The sequence below is a fragment of the Knoellia aerolata DSM 18566 genome (assembly GCF_000768695.1).
GTDB classification, from domain to species: domain Bacteria; phylum Actinomycetota; class Actinomycetes; order Actinomycetales; family Dermatophilaceae; genus Knoellia; species Knoellia aerolata.
In genome coordinates this window covers 1-14,804 of sequence record NZ_AVPL01000027.1, presented here as the reverse complement: position 1 = coordinate 14,804, position 14,804 = coordinate 1, and the positions used below count along the sequence as shown (strand labels likewise).

Here is a 14,804-nt window from a genome sequence, read left to right as displayed (position 1 = left end):
CCGCTCGGTCTCGGTCTCGCCGTCATCGACCGCTGACCTGTCGGTCAACCCCCGTATGGTCGGTCGATGGACACCACCGAAGCGGCCGCCGTGTTGCGCGCCAAGGAGCAGGACCTGCTCGACGAGCTCGCGATGGTCACGCGGCCCCTGGGGGACGCGGGGTCGATCTCGTTCGGCAAGCGCATCGGCGAGGGCACGTCGCTCGCCGTCGACCGGCTGACCTCCGTCACGGTGCAGGAGGGGCTGCTCGCCACGCTGGCCCAGGTCCGGGTGGCGCTCGCGAAGACGGAGGACGGGTCGTACGGCACCTGCGAGGTGTGCGGGGAGCCGATCGGGGCGGAGCGCCTCGAGGTCCGACCCTGGGCGCTGCGGTGCCTCGCCGACAGCTGACCCTGTGGCACGGTTGCTGCGTCGATTCGATCGAGCCGAGGGGTAGTCGTGGATTCGCGTGGGTGGGGTGTGAAGGTCGCCGTCGCCGTGGTGGTGGCGGCGGTGCTGGGACTCGGCGTCTGGGGCGGGCTGCGGCTCCTCGGCCGTGACGGTGACGCGGCCCGCACTGCCGCCGGGAGGGTGGCAGAAGGGCTGTCGCAGGGTGGGTTCGCCGGTGACCCGGTCGCCGTGGACGCGGCCGGCCGGGTGCCCGACCTCGAGCCGCTCGTCAGGGGGTTGGGCGCCGCCACGCACACCGTGCGGGTCGCCTCCGTGACCGAGCCGGAGGGCGGTCGGGCCACGGCGACCCTGACTCACGAGTGGACCCTGACCGGGACCGATGCGCCGTGGACCTACGAGACCCGGCTCGACCTGCGCGAGACCGACGGCGAGTGGGCGGGCGTCTGGGAGCCGGGCGTGCTCGCCCCCGGGCTCGGGGCCGACGAGGCCCTGCGCCTGACCCGCGTGCAGGCCGAGCGGGCCGACATCCTCGCCGAGGACGGCACCCCGATCGTCACCCTGCGCGACGTCGAGCGGATCGGCATCGACAAGACGAAGGTGAGCGCGCAGGAGGCACTCACCTCCGCCGCGGCCCTGGCCGAGGCCCTCGACATCGACGGTGCCAACTACGTCGCGGCGGTGAGGAACGCCGGGGCCCGGGCGTTCGTCCCGGCCCTCACCGTGCGCACCGGCAGCCCGCAGGCCGATGCCGCCCGGCAGTCCTCGGCGCCGGGGATCCTCATCGTCCCGGCGAAGCAGGCGCTCGCTCCGACCGCCACCTTCGCCCGGCCGATCCTCGGCATCGTCGGCGAGGCGACCGCGGAGATCATCGAGAACTCCCTGGGCACCGTCGCAGCCGGCGACCAGGTGGGCATCGGCGGGCTCCAGGAGAGCCTCAACGACCGGCTCGCCGGTCAGCCCGGGGTCACGGTGTCCGCCGTCAAGGCCGGCGCGGACCCGCGCGTGCTGTTCGAGACGACTCCGAAGGCGTGGGCGCCCGTCACCGTGACCCTCGACATCGCCGCGCAGGAGGCCGCCGAGAAGGTCCTCGCTGGCGTCGCCCCTGCCTCGGCGGTCGTCGCCATCCGCCCGTCGACCGGCGCCGTGGTCGCCGCGGCCAGCGGGCCGGGGAGCAAGGGTGTGTCGACCGCGACCCAGGGCCGCTACGCGCCGGGGTCGACCTTCAAGACGGTGTCGACGCTCGCCCTGCTGCGGGCCGGGACGACTCCTGACTCCCCCGTCGAGTGCACGCCCACGGTCACCGTCGACGGGCGCTCCTTCAAGAACGTCGACGGCTACCCGGCCTCGGCGCTCGGGACGGTGCCGTTCCGCTCGGCGTTCGCCAACTCGTGCAACACCGCCTTCATCAGGGGCGGAGAGACCCTCGACCCGGACGCACTGCCGGCGGCCGCCGCCGGCCTGGGCCTGACCGCAGCGCCCCCCCTCGGCGTGCCGTCGTTCCTCGGGTCGGTTCCCGAGCCGAAGCCCGGAACGGACGAGGCGGCCTCGATGATCGGGCAGTCCAAGGTGCTCGCCTCGCCGCTCGGCATGGCGACGGTGGCCGCCTCGATCGCGGCGGGCGAGCCGGTCACCCCGCAGCTGGTCGTGGCGGAGGACGATGGTGACGACGCCACGGCGAGCCCGTCCGCGTCGGCCACGCCCACCTTTCGTCCGACCGCCTCGAGCCCTCCGCCCCCTCCGCCGCAGGCACCCGTGACGGCAGCCGAGGCCGCGACCCTGCGCGAGCTCATGCGCGGTGTCGTCGAGCAGGGCAGTGGCTCCTTCCTCGCCGACGTCCCCGGGGAGTCGGTCCTCGCCAAGTCCGGCACCGCCGAGTTCGGCGACGCGAACGCGCTCAAGGAGCACGCCTGGATGATCGCCATCCGGGGCGACCTCGCCGTCGCGGTCTTCGTCGAGGAGAGCGAGGGCGGCGCGACCACGGCTGGCCCGCTGCTCGAGTCGTTCCTCCGCGCCTTGGCGTGAGGCGATGAGCCGGGCACGTCAGCGCGTCATCGCACCCGCCGTTGTCCGGGCATGGGAAGCAGTGCCCGAGCAAGGGAACAGTTCCGTTGCTCGGGACCTCTTTTCCGGGGAAGGCGGGAAACGGGTCAGCGTTTCGTGGCCTCCAGCCGGCGCAGCGCCTCGCGCCGCTCCTCGGCGTGGTCGACGATCCGCCGCGGGTAGTCGTGGACGTACCCGTCCTCGTGCTCCCACGGCTGGTGCGCGGCCTTGCCCCGCAGGTGCGCCAGCTCCGGCACCCAGCGCCGCACGTACTCGCCGTCGGGGTCGAACTTCTCGCCCTGCGTCACCGGGTTGAAGACGCGGAAGTAGGGCGAGGCGTCCGTCCCCGTGCCCGCCACCCACTGCCACCCGTGGTTGTTGGAGGCGATGTCACCGTCGACGAGGTGGTCGAGGAAGTGGCGCGCGCCGACGGGCCACCACACGTGCAGGTCCTTGGTGAGGAAGCTCGCGGTGATCATCCGCACCCGGTTGTGCATCCAGCCCTCGGCGAGCAGCTGGCGCATCCCGGCGTCGACGATCGGGTAGCCGGTCGTCCCGGTGCGCCACGCCTCGATCGCGTCCGCCGGCTCGTCGTAGGTCATCCCGGCGAGCGAGTCGCGCAGGTCGGTCCACGCGCTGGTCGGGTTGTGCCACAGCACGTCCGCGTAGAACTCGCGCCATCCCAGCTCGTCGACGAACGTCTCCTTGCCCTCCCCGCGCCGGCTGGCCAGGTCGGCGAGCAGCGTGCGCGGGTGCACCACCCCGAGCTTGAGGTACGGCGACATCCGGGACGTCCCGTCCGTCGCCGGGCGGTCCCGGTCGTGGGCGTATGCCGTGAGCGCGTCGTCGAGGAACGCCCGCCACCGCGCCGACGCGCCCTGCTCGCCGGGGACGGGCAGGTCGGGCAGGTCCGGCTCGGCGAGGGCGTCGGCGACCGCCTTGGTCGCCTCGGCGTCGCCCCGCACCGTCCGCAGCGGAAGGCTCGCCGGGCGAGGCGCCGGGTCCGGCCACCCGTGGGCGCGCCACGCCTTCGCGAACGGCGTGAAGACCTTGTATGCCGTCCCACTCCCGTTGGTCACGAGACCGGGCCCGACGGCATACGGCGTCCCGGTCTCGACCCACTCGACACCGGCGGTCGACAGCGCCGTGGCGACCGCCTCGTCCCGGCGGCGCCCGAAGGGGGTGCTCTCGCGGGTGACGTGGACCGACGACGCCCCGACCCGCTCGGCGAGCTCCGGCACGACGGTGCGCGGGTCCCCCCAGAGCAGGGTCAGGGCGTCGTCGAACTCCGCGCGGGCCCACTCGAGGGTGGCGGCGAGCCAGGCACGACGTGCCGGCCCGCCGCCGGACCACAGGACCGGGTCGATGACGTAGGCGACGACGAGGTCGTCGCCGCAGGCGTCAAGCGCCGCGAGCAGGGCGGGGTGGTCGCTGCGGCGCAGGTCGCGGCGCAGCCAGAGGATCGAGGTCACGCCTCGATCGTGTCACCTCAGACGGGGATGGGACCGGTGTAGTAGCGCTGGACGTAGACCTTGGTGATGAGGACCGTGCCGGAGCCGAGGAGCGCGACCGGCTGGAACGTGTTGGCGGCGCCCGAGAAGCTCTTGGTGCAACGCGTGACGTCGTAGCCGTAGTGGGAGAAGGAGACGGTGGTGCCGAACGCGGTGGGCTGGAGGTTCGCCGACCCGCTGCCGCGTCCGACGACGCAGTAGCGGTAGCTGACGTTGCTCGCCGTCGAGAACGACCGGCCCAAGTAGGTCCATGAGCTCTTCGAGAGGTACGTGCCGACGGCGGACGACGAGATGGTGCCCCAGCCGGCGGCGTGGGCGGGTGCTGCGGAGGTCACCGCGATGCCGGCCGAGATGGCGGCTGCTGCTGCTGCGGCGATGAGTCGTGTGCGCATGGAAAGGTCTCCCCGAGTTCGTCGATGTCCGGCCACCTGGCCGGCCCCACTGGAGTGTTGCCCGGTGGAGGGCCGGCTGTGACCCCACGAAAGCGCGGACCTCGACCCGGGTCAGGGGAAGCGGAGCGCCGCCTCGATGACGTCCGCCTCGCGACGCAGGTCCGCAGCGCGGTCCGGGCGGCCCGCCTCCTCGATCTCCTCGGAGGCGGCACGGCGTTCCGCGATCTCGGCCTCGACCAGCGCCACGACGTCCTGCGGGCTGAGGACGCGACGCTGCGTCTCGCTCGAGCCCAGGCCGGTCGTGGCACCGGCGATGGGCCCGTCGCCGGCGGTCGGGGTAACCTCCTGCGCCGTCAGGGCCTCGGCGTTGTCGATGGCGCCGAGGGTCGACCGAAGCGCGCCGGCAGCGAGCGCGTCACGGTGCTTGATGGCGCGGGTCAGGTGCGTGCGCAGGACAACGCGCATGTCCGGCTCCGACGGGTTCATGCCCCGATCCTGCCCGCTCGGGGCCGCCGCGTGCGAGGAATCAGCCGGTCGGGCGAAAACTCCTGAGCCGCAGGCTGTTGGTCACGACGAACACCGACGAGAGCGCCATCGCCGCCCCGGCGAGCATCGGGTTGAGCAGTCCGGCGGCGGCCAGCGGGATGGCGGCGACGTTGTAGCCGAACGCCCAGAACAGGTTCCCCTTGATCGTCGACAGGGTGCGCCGGGCCAGGCGGATCGCGTCGGGGGCGACGCGCAGGTCGCCGCGCACGAGGGTGAGGTCGCTCGCCTCGATGGCGACGTCGGTGCCCGTGCCCATCGCCATGCCGAGGTCCGCGGCGGCGAGCGCGGCCGCGTCGTTGACGCCGTCCCCGACCATGGCGACGACCCGCCCCTCGCGCTGGAGCCGTCGCACGACCTCGACCTTGTCGGCGGGCAGCACGTCGGCGACGACGTGCTCCGGGTGGATCCCGACCTCCGCGGCGACCGCACGCGCCGCCTGGGCATTGTCACCGGTGACGAGGTGGGGTGTCAGTCCGAGGTCGCGCAGCCGCGAGATCGCTTCTGCCGACGTCGGTTTCACGGTATCGGCGACGGTGAGGACGCCGCGCGCCTGCCCGTCCCAGCCGATGACGACCGGGGTCGCGCCGGTGCTGCGGGCGCCGGACAGGGCCGACTCGAGCTCGGGCCCGAGCTCGATCGACCAGTCCGCGAGGAGCTGCGGGCGGCCGACGACGACCGCCCGGCCGTCGACGACCCCGTGGACGCCGAGACCGTCGGTGCTCGTGAACCCCTCGACGGGTGAGCGGTCCAGCCCGGCGGCGTCACCGGCGTCGACGATCGCGCGGGCGATCGGGTGCTCCGAGCCGTGCTCGATCGAGGCGGCGACCCCGAGGACCTCGTCGCGGTCCTCCCCGGGAGCGGCGACGACGTCGCGCAGGGTCATTCTCCCCGTGGTCACCGTGCCGGTCTTGTCGAGGATGACGGTGTCGACCCGGCGGGTGGACTCGAGGACCTCGGGACCCTTGATGAGGATGCCGAGCTGCGCGCCCCGGCCGGTGCCGACCATGAGGGCGGTCGGCGTCGCCAGCCCCAGCGCGCAGGGGCAGGCGATGATAAGCACCGCGACGGCGGCGGTGAACGCGGGCGTCCACCCACCCCCGGTGCCGAGCCAGAAGCCGAGGGTGCCGACGGCCAGGGCGATGACCACCGGGACGAAGACCCCGGAGATGCGGTCGGCGAGGCGCTGCACCTCGGCCTTGCCGTTCTGGGCGTCCTCGACGAGCCGGGCCATCTGGGCGAGCTGGGTGTCGCCGCCAACGCGGGTCGCGCGCACGACGAGGCGGCCGCCCGAGTTGACGGTGGCGCCCACGACGGCGTCACCGACCCCGACCTCGACGGGGACGGACTCGCCGGTGAGCATCGAGGTGTCGAGCGCCGAGGCGCCGTCGGTCACGGTGCCGTCGGTAGCGACCTTCTCGCCGGGCCGGACGACGAACTCGTCACCGACAGCGAGCTGCTCGACGGGGATGCGCTGCTCCCGGCCGTCGCGCAGGACGGCGACGTCCTTGGCGCCCATCTCGAGGAGGGCGCGCAGGGCCGCCCCCGAGCGGCGCTTGGCCCGGGCCTCGGCGTAGCGCCCGGCGAGGAGGAAGGTCGTCACGCCCGCCGCGGCCTCGAGGTAGATGTTGCCGGCGCCGTCGGTGCGCTCGATGGTGATCTCGAAGGGGTGGGTCATCCCCGGCGTCCCGGCCGTGCCGAGGAAGAGCGCGTAGAGCGACCACCCGAACGCGGCCAGGGTCCCGACCGAGATGAGGGTGTCCATCGTCGTCGCGCCGTGCCGCAGGTTGACCCACGCGGCCCGGTGGAAGGGCAGGGCGCCCCAGACGACGACGGGCGCGGCGAGCACGAGCGAGAGCCACTGCCAGTAGGTGACCTGCAGGGCGGGGACCATCGCCATCGCGACGACCGGCACCGAGAGGGCGGTCGAGATGAGCAGCCGGTCGCGCAGGGGCCGGGTCGGGTCCGCGGTGGCCGTGTCGTCCGCCGAGCCGCGCGGTGCGTCGGGCGCGGGAGGCAGGGTCGCGGCATACCCGGCCTGTTCGACGGTGGTGAGCAGGTCGGCGGGCGAGATGGTCTCGGGGAACTCGACCCGCGCCTTCTCCGTGGAGTAGTTGACGGTCGCGGTGACACCGTCGAGCTTGTTGAGCTTGCGCTCGATCCGGTTGGCGCACGAGGCGCAGGTCATCCCGGTGATGTCGAGGTCGACGGTGTTCGTCACTGGAACCGGTCCTCCTTCCACGGTTCGAGGGGGGTGCCGGCGGTGACGGTGAACGCCGCCGTCCGCACGACCCCGCCGTGCCGGAAGTCGAGGAAGAGCCGGTACGTGCCCGAGGTCGGGACGCTCGTGCCGAAGGTGATGTCCGGACCGGGGGCGGTGCTGCCGTCGCCGGGCTCACCCTCCGGGTGGACGTGGAGGTAGGCGAGGTCGCCGCCACGGAGCGCGACGAGGTGCCCGTACGCGCCGAGGTAGGGCTGGAGGTCGGTGACCGGTGCGCCGTCCCGGCTCACCGAGAGGGTGACGTCGGAGTCGGTGCCGGGGACGAGGTCGCCCTCGAGCGTCACCGTGTAGCCGTCGACCGTGGCCGTGCGGACGTCCTTCTGCGGCGCCGTCATCGGTGTGTAGCTGCCGTGGACGAAGAGGTCGGCGCCGAGGGTCATCGGCTCCGCGCCGGCGGGCGCCATGTCGGCGAAGACGCGCCACGCCCCGGGCGCGAGGTCGAGCGGGGTGCTCCACGTGCCGTCGTCGGCGCGGGTCGGGTGGACGTGCCGGAAGCCGGAAAAGTCCCGGCGCACGACGATGAGGTGGAGCTCCTTCTCGTGCTGCGTCGTGAACTCCGTGACCGGCTTCCCGTCGGGACCCTCGATGACGAGCTCGAGCTCACCCCGGGGGGCGGCGGCGAAGGCGTCGGGGTCCAGCCGAAGGGCGTACCCGTCCTGGGACACCTGCAGCCCGCGGGGGAGCGAGCCGGCCCGGGTGGGCTCGGGCTCGGGCTGCGGCTCGCCGGCGTGGCCGTGGCGGTCGTCGCTGGCGCTCGCCGACGCCGAGCCGACCGGCCCGATGACCCGGCCGGCCGCGAGCGTGATGCCGAAGACGGCCGCGAGGGCGGCGAGGAACGCGACGACGCGCACGGGGGTGCTCATGCCAGCTGGTAGCCGGCTTCCTCGACGGCGGCGCGCACGGCGTCGTCCTCGAGCGGCGTCGTGCTCGTGACGGTGACGGCCCCGGTGGCGAGGTCGACGTCGACCGACTCGACGCCGGCGATCTCGCTGACCTCCTCGGTGACCGACGCGACGCAGTGGCCGCAGGTCATGCCGGTGACGGTCCAGGTGTTCGTGCTGCTCATGGGTGTCTCACTCTCGTCGGGGTGGGGTGGTTCAGGACCGGACGAGGCGGGCGATCGCGTCGCTCGCCTCCTTGAGCTTGGCGTCGGCCTCGGGCCCGCCCTGGCGCGCCGCGTCGGCGACGCAGTGGCTCATGTGCTCGTCGAGCAGGCCGAGCGCGACGGACTGGAGGGCCTTCGTCATCGCCGAGATCTGGGTGAGGATGTCGATGCAGTACTTCTCCTCGTCGACCATCTTCTGGATCCCGCGCGCCTGGCCCTCGATGCGGCGCAGCCGTTTGAGGTAGTCGTCCTTGTGGTGGTGGGCGATGTAGCCGTGCTCGTGGCCGTCCTGCTCCGTCATGTCACCATACTATACCCCCCTTGGGTATGCCGGACAAGGGGGTGGGGGCGTCAGCGCCGCCCGTGGCGGTCCCGGCTGCGCAGGCGACCGGCCGGGAGCTCGGGCGCGGGCAGCCAGGCCAGCCGGCCGGCATACCCCTCGACCTCGCCGAAGCGTCCGGCCCGCGCCTGCCACTGCTCCCGGAACGCGACGATCTCGTCGTGGTCGCGCCCGATGAAGTTCCACCACATGACGATCGGCTCGTCGTAGGGCGTGCCGCCGAGCAGCACCGCGCGGGTGGGCTCCTCGGCGACGAGGGTGAGCTCGGTGGGACCGGCGTCGACGACGCCGAGGTCGCCGTGCCCGAGCCAGGTCCCGAAGAACGTGGCACTTCCGGTGTCGACGAGCAGGGCGTGCTCGTATGCCGGATCCGCCGGAACCGTCCACGACGCACCCGCCGCGAGGGTCACCTCGGCCCCGAGGAGCGGGGTTCGCGTCCGGACGGGGGAGCCGTGGCCGCCGAGGGTGCCGATGAACACGCGGGCGTCGACACCCTCGGCCACGGAGACGACCGGGGCGGCGTGGTGCTGGAACTCGCGCTCGAGGTCACGGTCGGCCTCGGGCAGGACCACCCACAGCTGGACGCCGTGCAGGGTCGTCGTGTCGGGCGTCGACACCTCCGAGTGGGCGATGCCGTGGCCGCTCGTCATGAGGTTCACCTCGCCCGGCCGGACCATGGCGTGCACACCGCCGCTGTCACGGTGCTCGACCTCGCCCTCGAACAGCCAGCTCACCGTCTGGAGCCCGGTGTGCGGGTGCGGCGGGACGTCCATGCCGCTCGTCGTCGCGACGTCGTCGGGGCCGTAGTGGTCGACGAAGCACCACGCACCGACGAAGGAGCGGTCCCGGTGGGGGAGGGTGCGCCGCACCGTCATCGAGCGGGGGCCCCCCAGCGGCACCTCTCGCGGAGTCAGGACGTGGACCTCGGTCATGGCGTTCCTCGGTGGTGTGGTGTCGTGGTCTCATGACCAGCATGGCTGATGACGTCGTCGTGACGAACAACCCGGACCGGAACCGCTACGAGGCCCGCCTCGGTGACGAGGTGGCCGGCTTCGCGGCCTACCGGCTGTCGTCCGGGCTCATCGCGTTCACGCACACCGAGGTCGAGGACCGCTTCGAGGGCCGCGGCGTGGGGTCGGCGCTCGCGAGGTTCGCCCTCGACGACGTGCGCGACACCGGCGAGCGGGAGGTGCTGCCGCTCTGCCCGTTCATTAAGGCCTGGATCGCGCGCCACCCCGACTACCGGTCGCTCGTGCACGTCGCCCCGGACGGGGAGGTCGAGCCCTAGCCCAGGCCCTGGCCCTGGCCCTGGCTCTCGGCCGTGGGTGGCCCGTCGCCGCCGAGCGGCTTCTGCACCCACGTGACGTCACGCCACCGGCCGTGCTTCCAGCCGATCCGGCGGTACGTCCCGACCGTCTCGAACCCGAGCGCGCGGGCAGCGCGAGGCTCGCGTCGTTGGGCAGGGTGATGCCGCCGCACGCCATCCGCATGCCGAGCTCCTCCATGCGGTCGAGCAGGGCGGCGTACAGGGTGAGTCCGGTCCCGCCGCCGCGCTCGGTGGTGTCGACGTAGACGCTGACCTCGCACGAGAAGCGGTATGCCGCCCGCGCCTTGAACGGTCCGCCGTAGGCGTAGCCGACCACGACACCGTCCCGCTCGGCGACGAGCCAGGCGTGGCGCTCCTGGGCGGCGGCGATCCGCCCGGCGATCGCTGCGACCGTGGGCGCGACCTCCTCGAAGGTCGCCGTCGAGTGCTCGACGTAGTGCGCGTAGATGGCGGCGCAGGGCGCGGCGTCGGCGCTCGTCGCGTCGCGCACCAGCACCGGTGGGCGGGGCGTCATGACGCCATCCTTCCTGACCCCCGCACGCCGTTTCGGGCCTGGCCGTCACCGGCCGGGTCTAGCGTCGGTCCATGGCAACTCACGAGGAGAAGTGGCCGGCAGGGACGCCCTGCTGGGTGGACGTCAGCGTGAGCGACCTGGCCAGCAGCCAGGCGTTCTACACCTCCGTGCTCGGCTGGGAGTTCGAGGAGAGCAGCGCCGAGTACGGCGGCTACACCAACGCCCACCTCGGCGGTCGCAGGGTCGCCGGGATGTCGCCCCCGATGGAGGGGATGGACTGGCCAACGGTGTGGTCGACCTACTTCGCGACCGACGACGTGGAGGCGACCGCCGCGGCGGCGACGGGGGCCGGGGCGCAGCAGATCTTCGCGCCCATGGACGTCGGCGCGTTCGGGCGGATGGCGATGTGGACCGACGCGGGCGGTGTCCCGTTCGGGGCGTGGGAGTCGCGCGAGCACACCGGTTTCGACGCGCACAACGAGCACGGGGCCGTCGCCTGGATCGACCTCGTCTCCGGTGCCCTGGAGGACTCGAAGTCGTTCTACGGCACGGTCTTCGGCTTCACCTACGAGGACACTCCCGTGGAGGGCTTCGAGTACACGATGTTCACCCCGCCGGGGGCGGACCGGCCGGCGGGTGGCATGGGCCTGGCCCAGCCCGACGACGCGCTGGGGCCTCGTTGGTGCGTGACCTTCGAGGTGGACGACGTCGACGCGGCCCGGCAGCGCGTCGTCGACGCCGGTGGCGCCGCACCCACCGAGCCGTGGGACTTCGAGTACGGGCGCGTCGCCACCGTCAAGGGACTGGACGGCGAGGAGTTCTCGCTCATGACGTCGAAGCCGTTCGACGAGGTCCCGGCACCCGGGGAGGGGTGAGTCAGCGGGCGCGGCTGACCCGGGCCTCGTCCCACACCGGCTCCGGCGTCTCGACGACGCGGCCGTCGCTGCCGAAGACGAGGAAGCGCTCGAAGCTGCGCGCGAACCACCGGTCGTGGGTCACGGCGAGCACCGTGCCCTCGAACGCGGTGAGCGCCTGTTCGAGTGCCTCGGCCGAGTGCAGGTCCAGGTTGTCGGTGGGCTCGTCGAGCAGCAGCAGCGTCGCCCCGCTCAGCTCGAGCAGGAGGATCTGGAAGCGCGCCTGCTGTCCACCCGAGAGCGAGTCGAAGGTCTGCTCGCCCTGCCGGGCCAGCTCGTAGCGGTCGAGGACTCGTGACGCCTCCTCGCGCCCGCGGCCGGTCCGGTGGTCGTCGCCGCGGTGCAGGATGTCGAGCAGCGTGCGCCCGCCCAGGGCGGGTGAGTCGTGCGTCTGCGCGAACCAGCCGGGTCGGACGCGTGAGCCGAGCCTGGCGTTGCCGCGGTGGCGCACCGGCTCCGGGGCGATGTCGCCCACCGGCTGGTGCTCGACGTCCGGGTCGCTCCCGCCCGCGGCCAGGAGCCGGAGGAAGTGCGACTTGCCGGAACCGTTCGACCCCAGAACCGCGACGCGTTCGCCGAACCAGACCTCGAGGTCGAACGGCCGCATGAGATCCGCGGCACCCGAGGTCGGGTCAGGTGCGAGCAGCTCGAGGCCTGTGCAGACGACGGCCCGCTTGGCCGTCCGGCCGCCCGTGAGGCGCATCCGGACGTTCTGGCTGATCGCGACCTTCTCGGGCGGGCCGGCCTTCTCGAACCGGTCGAGCTTGGTGACGGCCGCCTGGAGGCGGGAGGCCATGTCCGAGTTGTAGGCCGCCTTCTGCCGGTACATGATGACGAGCGCCTTGAGCTTGGCGTGCTCCTCGTCCCAGCGGCGGAGCTGCTCCTCGAGGCGGTCGTTGCGGTCGACCCTCGCCTGGTGCCACGTCGCGAACGACCCGGGGTGGGTCCACGCGGTCGCACCGTTGGCGCCCGGCTCGAGGGTGACGACGGCCGTCGCGACCCGCGACAGCAGCTCCCGGTCGTGGCTGATGAAGAGGACCGTCTTGTTCGAGGCGATGAGCCGGTCCTCGAGCCACCGCTTGGCCGGCACGTCGAGGTAGTTGTCCGGCTCGTCGAGCAGCAGCAGGTCCGCGGGCCCGCCCAGCAACGCCTCGAGCACCACGCGCTTCTGCTCCCCGCCCGAGAGGGAGGTGACGGGGCGCCACTGGGCCCGCTCGAACGGCATACCCAGCGCTTGGATCGTCACCGTGTCCCAGACGGTCGTCTCGAACTCGTAGCCACCGGCGTCGCCCCAGTCGGCCAGCGCCTGCGCGTAGGCCATCTGCGACGGCTCGTCGTCGACCTCCATGATCCGCAGCTCGGCGGCGTCGACGGCACGTGCCGCCGTGCGGATCCGCTCGGGCGCGACGGAGACGAGCAGGTCGCGGACGGTGGAGTCGTCGCGCACCTTGCCGATGAACTGGTTCATCACGGCCAGGGTCCCGGAGAGGGTGATCGCCCCCTCGTGCGCCGTGAGGCCTCCGGAGACGATCCGGGTCAGCGTGGTCTTGCCCGTGCCGTTGGGGCCGATCAGCGCGACCCGCTGCCCGTCGCCGACGCGGAACTGGACGCCGTCGAGCAGGGGGCGTCCGTCGGGGAGCGTGAACCCGACCTGGTTAACCTCGAGATGTGCCACGGGAGTCGAGTCTCCCCCGTCGCAGGTCGCGCCGTCACGCGATTTCCGGACGGCCGCGGCCTCGATCCCCGCAGGTAGGTTGGCGCCATGGCCACGGACACGCAGCACCCGCTCGACCTGTTCGGCATCGACGCCCTCATCAGCGCCGAGGACCGGGATCTGAGGGACGTCGTGCGGTCCTTCCTCGCCGCGGAGGTTCGCCCCCACGTATCGGGGTGGTTCGAGGCTGGTTCCGTGCCGGTGCGGGAGCTCGCGCGGCAGTTCGGTGGGCTCGGCCTGCTCGGCATGCACCTCGAGGGGTACGGGTGCGCGGGGACGAGCGCCACGGCATACGGACTGGCCTGTGCGGAGCTGGAGGCGGTCGACTCCGGGGTGCGCAGCCTCGTGTCGGTGCAGGGCTCGCTCGCGATGTTCGCGATCTGGAAGCACGGCAGCGAGGAGCAGAAGCAGGAGTGGCTGCCGCGGATGGCGGCGGGGGAGGCGATCGGGTGCTTCGGCCTGACCGAGCCGGACTTCGGGTCGAACCCCGCGGGCATGCAGACGCGCGCCCGTCGCGACGGTGACGACTGGGTGCTCGACGGCACGAAGATGTGGATCACCAACGGGTCCGTCGCCGACGTCGCCGTCGTGTGGGCGCGCACCGACGACACCGACGGCTCGACCATCCGCGGGTTCGTCGTGCCGACCGACTCGGCCGGGTTCTCGGCGCCGGAGATCACCGGGAAGCTGTCGCTGCGGGCCTCGGTGACCTCGGAGCTCGTGCTCGAGGGGGTGCGGCTGCCCTCGTCGGCGATGCTGCCAGAGGCGCGGGGGCTGTCCGGGCCGCTGTCGTGCCTGTCGGAGGCGCGCTTCGGGATCATCTTCGGTGCCCTGGGGGCGGCGCGGGACTCGCTCGAGGTGGCCATCGCCTACACGCAGGACCGCGAGATCTTCGACAAGCCGCTCGCCGGCTACCAGATCACCCAGACCAAGCTCGCCGACATGACCCTCGAGCTGGGCAAGGGCATGCTGCTCGCCCTGCACCTCGGCGCGCTCAAGGACGCCGGGACGCTGCGGCCCGAGCAGGTGAGCCTGGGCAAGCTCAACTCGTGCCGGGAGGCGATCGCCATCGCGCGGGAGTGCCGGACGCTGCTCGGCGCCAACGGGATCGCCCTGGAGTACTCGCCGCTGCGCCACGCCAACAACCTCGAGTCGGTGCTCACCTACGAGGGCACCTCCGAGGTGCACCAGCTCGTCATCGGCCAGGCGCTCACCGGCCTGCCGGCGTTCCGCTGAGGGAATGATCCGGCCGGATAGTGGATTATCAGGTTTGGCCTAGACAGGCCTAGCAGGACACATCGAGGGAGAGTCATGACGGAGAGCTCGTTCGCCAGCGACTACGACGCGGCGCGGGAGCGGTTCGACAAGGGGGAGTACCGCGAGGCCGGTGCCCTGTTCCTGGAGCTCGTCGACCGCAGCGCCCTGGAGCCGCCTCTGCACGGGACGACCGAGCTGCGGTTGTACCTCGCCCGGTCGTACTACCACTCGGCGCAGCTCGGCCGGAGCGAGGAGATCCTCCGGGCGATGCTCGTCGACAACCCGGACGACCACTACGCCCTGCTGCTCCTCGGGCGGACCCTGCAGCGCCAGAGTCGCCATGAGGAGGCCAAGCCGCACCTCGCGATGGCCAAGCTGCTCGGCGGTTACGACATCGACGGGCCAGAGCTGCCCGGCCGCTGAGCGGGTGGTGGCCCCGGGCGGCGAGTCAGAACGGAGGCGGGGCGGGGTGGGCC

At 72.7% G+C, this 14,804-nt stretch carries 16 protein-coding genes; 6 read left to right on the top strand and 10 right to left on the bottom strand.

Annotated features, from left to right (window positions below; translation table 11 throughout):
- Positions 1-66: 66 nt before the first annotated feature.
- Together N801_RS19755 and N801_RS10975 are read left to right on the top strand one after the other, a co-directional pair.
- Positions 67-390: a TraR/DksA family transcriptional regulator gene (locus tag N801_RS19755; protein WP_052112867.1), complete on the top strand. Its 324-nt coding sequence runs from the start codon at positions 67-69 to the stop codon at positions 388-390.
- A 69-nt stretch (positions 391-459) separates the two neighbouring features.
- Positions 460-2,412, top strand: a complete 1,953-nt coding sequence (locus tag N801_RS10975; RefSeq protein WP_035937630.1) for a penicillin-binding transpeptidase domain-containing protein — start codon at positions 460-462, stop codon at positions 2,410-2,412.
- A gap of 125 nt (positions 2,413-2,537) precedes the next feature.
- Here the strand turns inward: N801_RS10975 and N801_RS10970 are convergent, their stop codons facing one another.
- The 8 genes from N801_RS10970 to N801_RS10935 all read right to left on the bottom strand — a co-directional run bounded on the left by N801_RS10970 (position 2,538) and on the right by N801_RS10935 (position 9,534).
- The gene (locus N801_RS10970; RefSeq protein WP_035937629.1) at positions 2,538-3,902 is read right to left on the bottom strand and encodes a cryptochrome/photolyase family protein; all 1,365 of its coding nucleotides are present in this window, start codon (positions 3,900-3,902) and stop codon (positions 2,538-2,540) included.
- A gap of 17 nt (positions 3,903-3,919) precedes the next feature.
- Positions 3,920-4,333, bottom strand: coding sequence for a hypothetical protein (locus N801_RS10965; RefSeq protein ID WP_035937626.1), 414 nt, complete (start codon positions 4,331-4,333; stop codon positions 3,920-3,922).
- A 111-nt stretch (positions 4,334-4,444) separates the two neighbouring features.
- Positions 4,445-4,819: a GatB/YqeY domain-containing protein gene (locus N801_RS10960; protein WP_035937624.1), complete on the bottom strand. Its 375-nt coding sequence runs from the start codon at positions 4,817-4,819 to the stop codon at positions 4,445-4,447.
- Between the two features lie 40 nt (positions 4,820-4,859).
- A complete protein-coding gene (locus N801_RS10955; protein ID WP_052112873.1) occupies positions 4,860-7,064 on the bottom strand; it encodes a heavy metal translocating P-type ATPase in 2,205 nt (734 codons plus the stop codon).
- Positions 7,065-7,093: 29 nt separating this feature from the next.
- The gene (locus N801_RS10950) at positions 7,094-8,020 is read right to left on the bottom strand and encodes a DUF8832 domain-containing protein (protein WP_035937618.1); all 927 of its coding nucleotides are present in this window, start codon (positions 8,018-8,020) and stop codon (positions 7,094-7,096) included.
- Positions 8,017-8,223 carry a heavy-metal-associated domain-containing protein gene (locus tag N801_RS10945; RefSeq protein ID WP_035937617.1) on the bottom strand — a complete coding sequence of 69 codons (207 nt, stop codon included), beginning with the start codon at positions 8,221-8,223 and terminating at the stop codon, positions 8,017-8,019. The genes N801_RS10950 and N801_RS10945 overlap by 4 nt, the downstream gene beginning before the upstream one ends.
- Positions 8,224-8,254: 31 nt before the next feature.
- Positions 8,255-8,563: a metal-sensitive transcriptional regulator gene (locus tag N801_RS10940; RefSeq protein WP_035937616.1), complete on the bottom strand. Its 309-nt coding sequence runs from the start codon at positions 8,561-8,563 to the stop codon at positions 8,255-8,257.
- A 50-nt stretch (positions 8,564-8,613) separates the two neighbouring features.
- Positions 8,614-9,534: a pirin family protein gene (locus N801_RS10935; protein ID WP_052112866.1), complete on the bottom strand. Its 921-nt coding sequence runs from the start codon at positions 9,532-9,534 to the stop codon at positions 8,614-8,616.
- Positions 9,535-9,575: 41 nt separating this feature from the next.
- Here N801_RS10935 and N801_RS10930 point away from each other — a divergent pair, with 41 nt between their 5' ends.
- The gene (locus N801_RS10930; RefSeq protein ID WP_035937689.1) at positions 9,576-9,890 is read left to right on the top strand and encodes a GNAT family N-acetyltransferase; all 315 of its coding nucleotides are present in this window, start codon (positions 9,576-9,578) and stop codon (positions 9,888-9,890) included.
- Here the strand turns inward: N801_RS10930 and N801_RS10925 are convergent.
- Positions 9,814-10,443 (bottom strand): GNAT family N-acetyltransferase, encoded by a 630-nt coding sequence (locus tag N801_RS10925; protein WP_245618392.1) that lies wholly within the window; start codon positions 10,441-10,443, stop codon positions 9,814-9,816. The genes N801_RS10930 and N801_RS10925 overlap by 77 nt on opposite strands.
- A gap of 71 nt (positions 10,444-10,514) precedes the next feature.
- On the opposite strand from N801_RS10925, the gene N801_RS10920 reads away from it, so the two are divergent.
- The gene (locus N801_RS10920) at positions 10,515-11,318 is read left to right on the top strand and encodes a VOC family protein (RefSeq protein ID WP_035937614.1); all 804 of its coding nucleotides are present in this window, start codon (positions 10,515-10,517) and stop codon (positions 11,316-11,318) included.
- A gap of 1 nt (position 11,319) precedes the next feature.
- Here N801_RS10920 and N801_RS10915 read toward each other — a convergent pair whose 3' ends face one another.
- Positions 11,320-13,032, bottom strand: coding sequence for an ABC-F family ATP-binding cassette domain-containing protein (locus N801_RS10915; RefSeq protein WP_035937611.1), 1,713 nt, complete (start codon positions 13,030-13,032; stop codon positions 11,320-11,322).
- Between the two features lie 87 nt (positions 13,033-13,119).
- Between N801_RS10915 and N801_RS10910 the strand changes: the two genes are divergently transcribed.
- Together N801_RS10910 and N801_RS10905 are read left to right on the top strand one after the other, a co-directional pair.
- Complete coding sequence (locus N801_RS10910; RefSeq protein ID WP_035937609.1) at positions 13,120-14,307, top strand: acyl-CoA dehydrogenase family protein; 1,188 nt, start codon at positions 13,120-13,122, stop codon at positions 14,305-14,307.
- 75 nt (positions 14,308-14,382) lie between these two features.
- The gene (locus N801_RS10905) at positions 14,383-14,751 is read left to right on the top strand and encodes a tetratricopeptide repeat protein (protein WP_035937607.1); all 369 of its coding nucleotides are present in this window, start codon (positions 14,383-14,385) and stop codon (positions 14,749-14,751) included.
- The last annotated feature ends 53 nt before the right edge of the window (positions 14,752-14,804 follow it).

Coding starts and splice junctions, on each gene's coding strand:
- N801_RS10965 (WP_035937626.1), bottom strand. CDS start 4,333: ATGCGCACACGACTCATCGCCGCAGCAGCAGCAGCCGCCATCTCGGCC.
- N801_RS10955 (WP_052112873.1), bottom strand. CDS start 7,064: ATGACCTGCGCCTCGTGCGCCAACCGGATCGAGCGCAAGCTCAACAAG.
- N801_RS10910 (WP_035937609.1), top strand. CDS start 13,120: ATGGCCACGGACACGCAGCACCCGCTCGACCTGTTCGGCATCGACGCC.
- N801_RS10905 (WP_035937607.1), top strand. CDS start 14,383: ATGACGGAGAGCTCGTTCGCCAGCGACTACGACGCGGCGCGGGAGCGG.
- N801_RS10925 (WP_245618392.1), bottom strand. CDS start 10,443: ATGACGCCCCGCCCACCGGTGCTGGTGCGCGACGCGACGAGCGCCGAC.
- N801_RS10960 (WP_035937624.1), bottom strand. CDS start 4,819: ATGAACCCGTCGGAGCCGGACATGCGCGTTGTCCTGCGCACGCACCTG.
- N801_RS10950 (WP_035937618.1), bottom strand. CDS start 8,020: ATGAGCACCCCCGTGCGCGTCGTCGCGTTCCTCGCCGCCCTCGCGGCC.
- N801_RS10930 (WP_035937689.1), top strand. CDS start 9,576: ATGGCTGATGACGTCGTCGTGACGAACAACCCGGACCGGAACCGCTAC.
- N801_RS10945 (WP_035937617.1), bottom strand. CDS start 8,223: ATGAGCAGCACGAACACCTGGACCGTCACCGGCATGACCTGCGGCCAC.
- N801_RS10920 (WP_035937614.1), top strand. CDS start 10,515: ATGGCAACTCACGAGGAGAAGTGGCCGGCAGGGACGCCCTGCTGGGTG.
- N801_RS10940 (WP_035937616.1), bottom strand. CDS start 8,563: ATGACGGAGCAGGACGGCCACGAGCACGGCTACATCGCCCACCACCAC.
- N801_RS10935 (WP_052112866.1), bottom strand. CDS start 9,534: ATGACCGAGGTCCACGTCCTGACTCCGCGAGAGGTGCCGCTGGGGGGC.
- N801_RS19755 (WP_052112867.1), top strand. CDS start 67: ATGGACACCACCGAAGCGGCCGCCGTGTTGCGCGCCAAGGAGCAGGAC.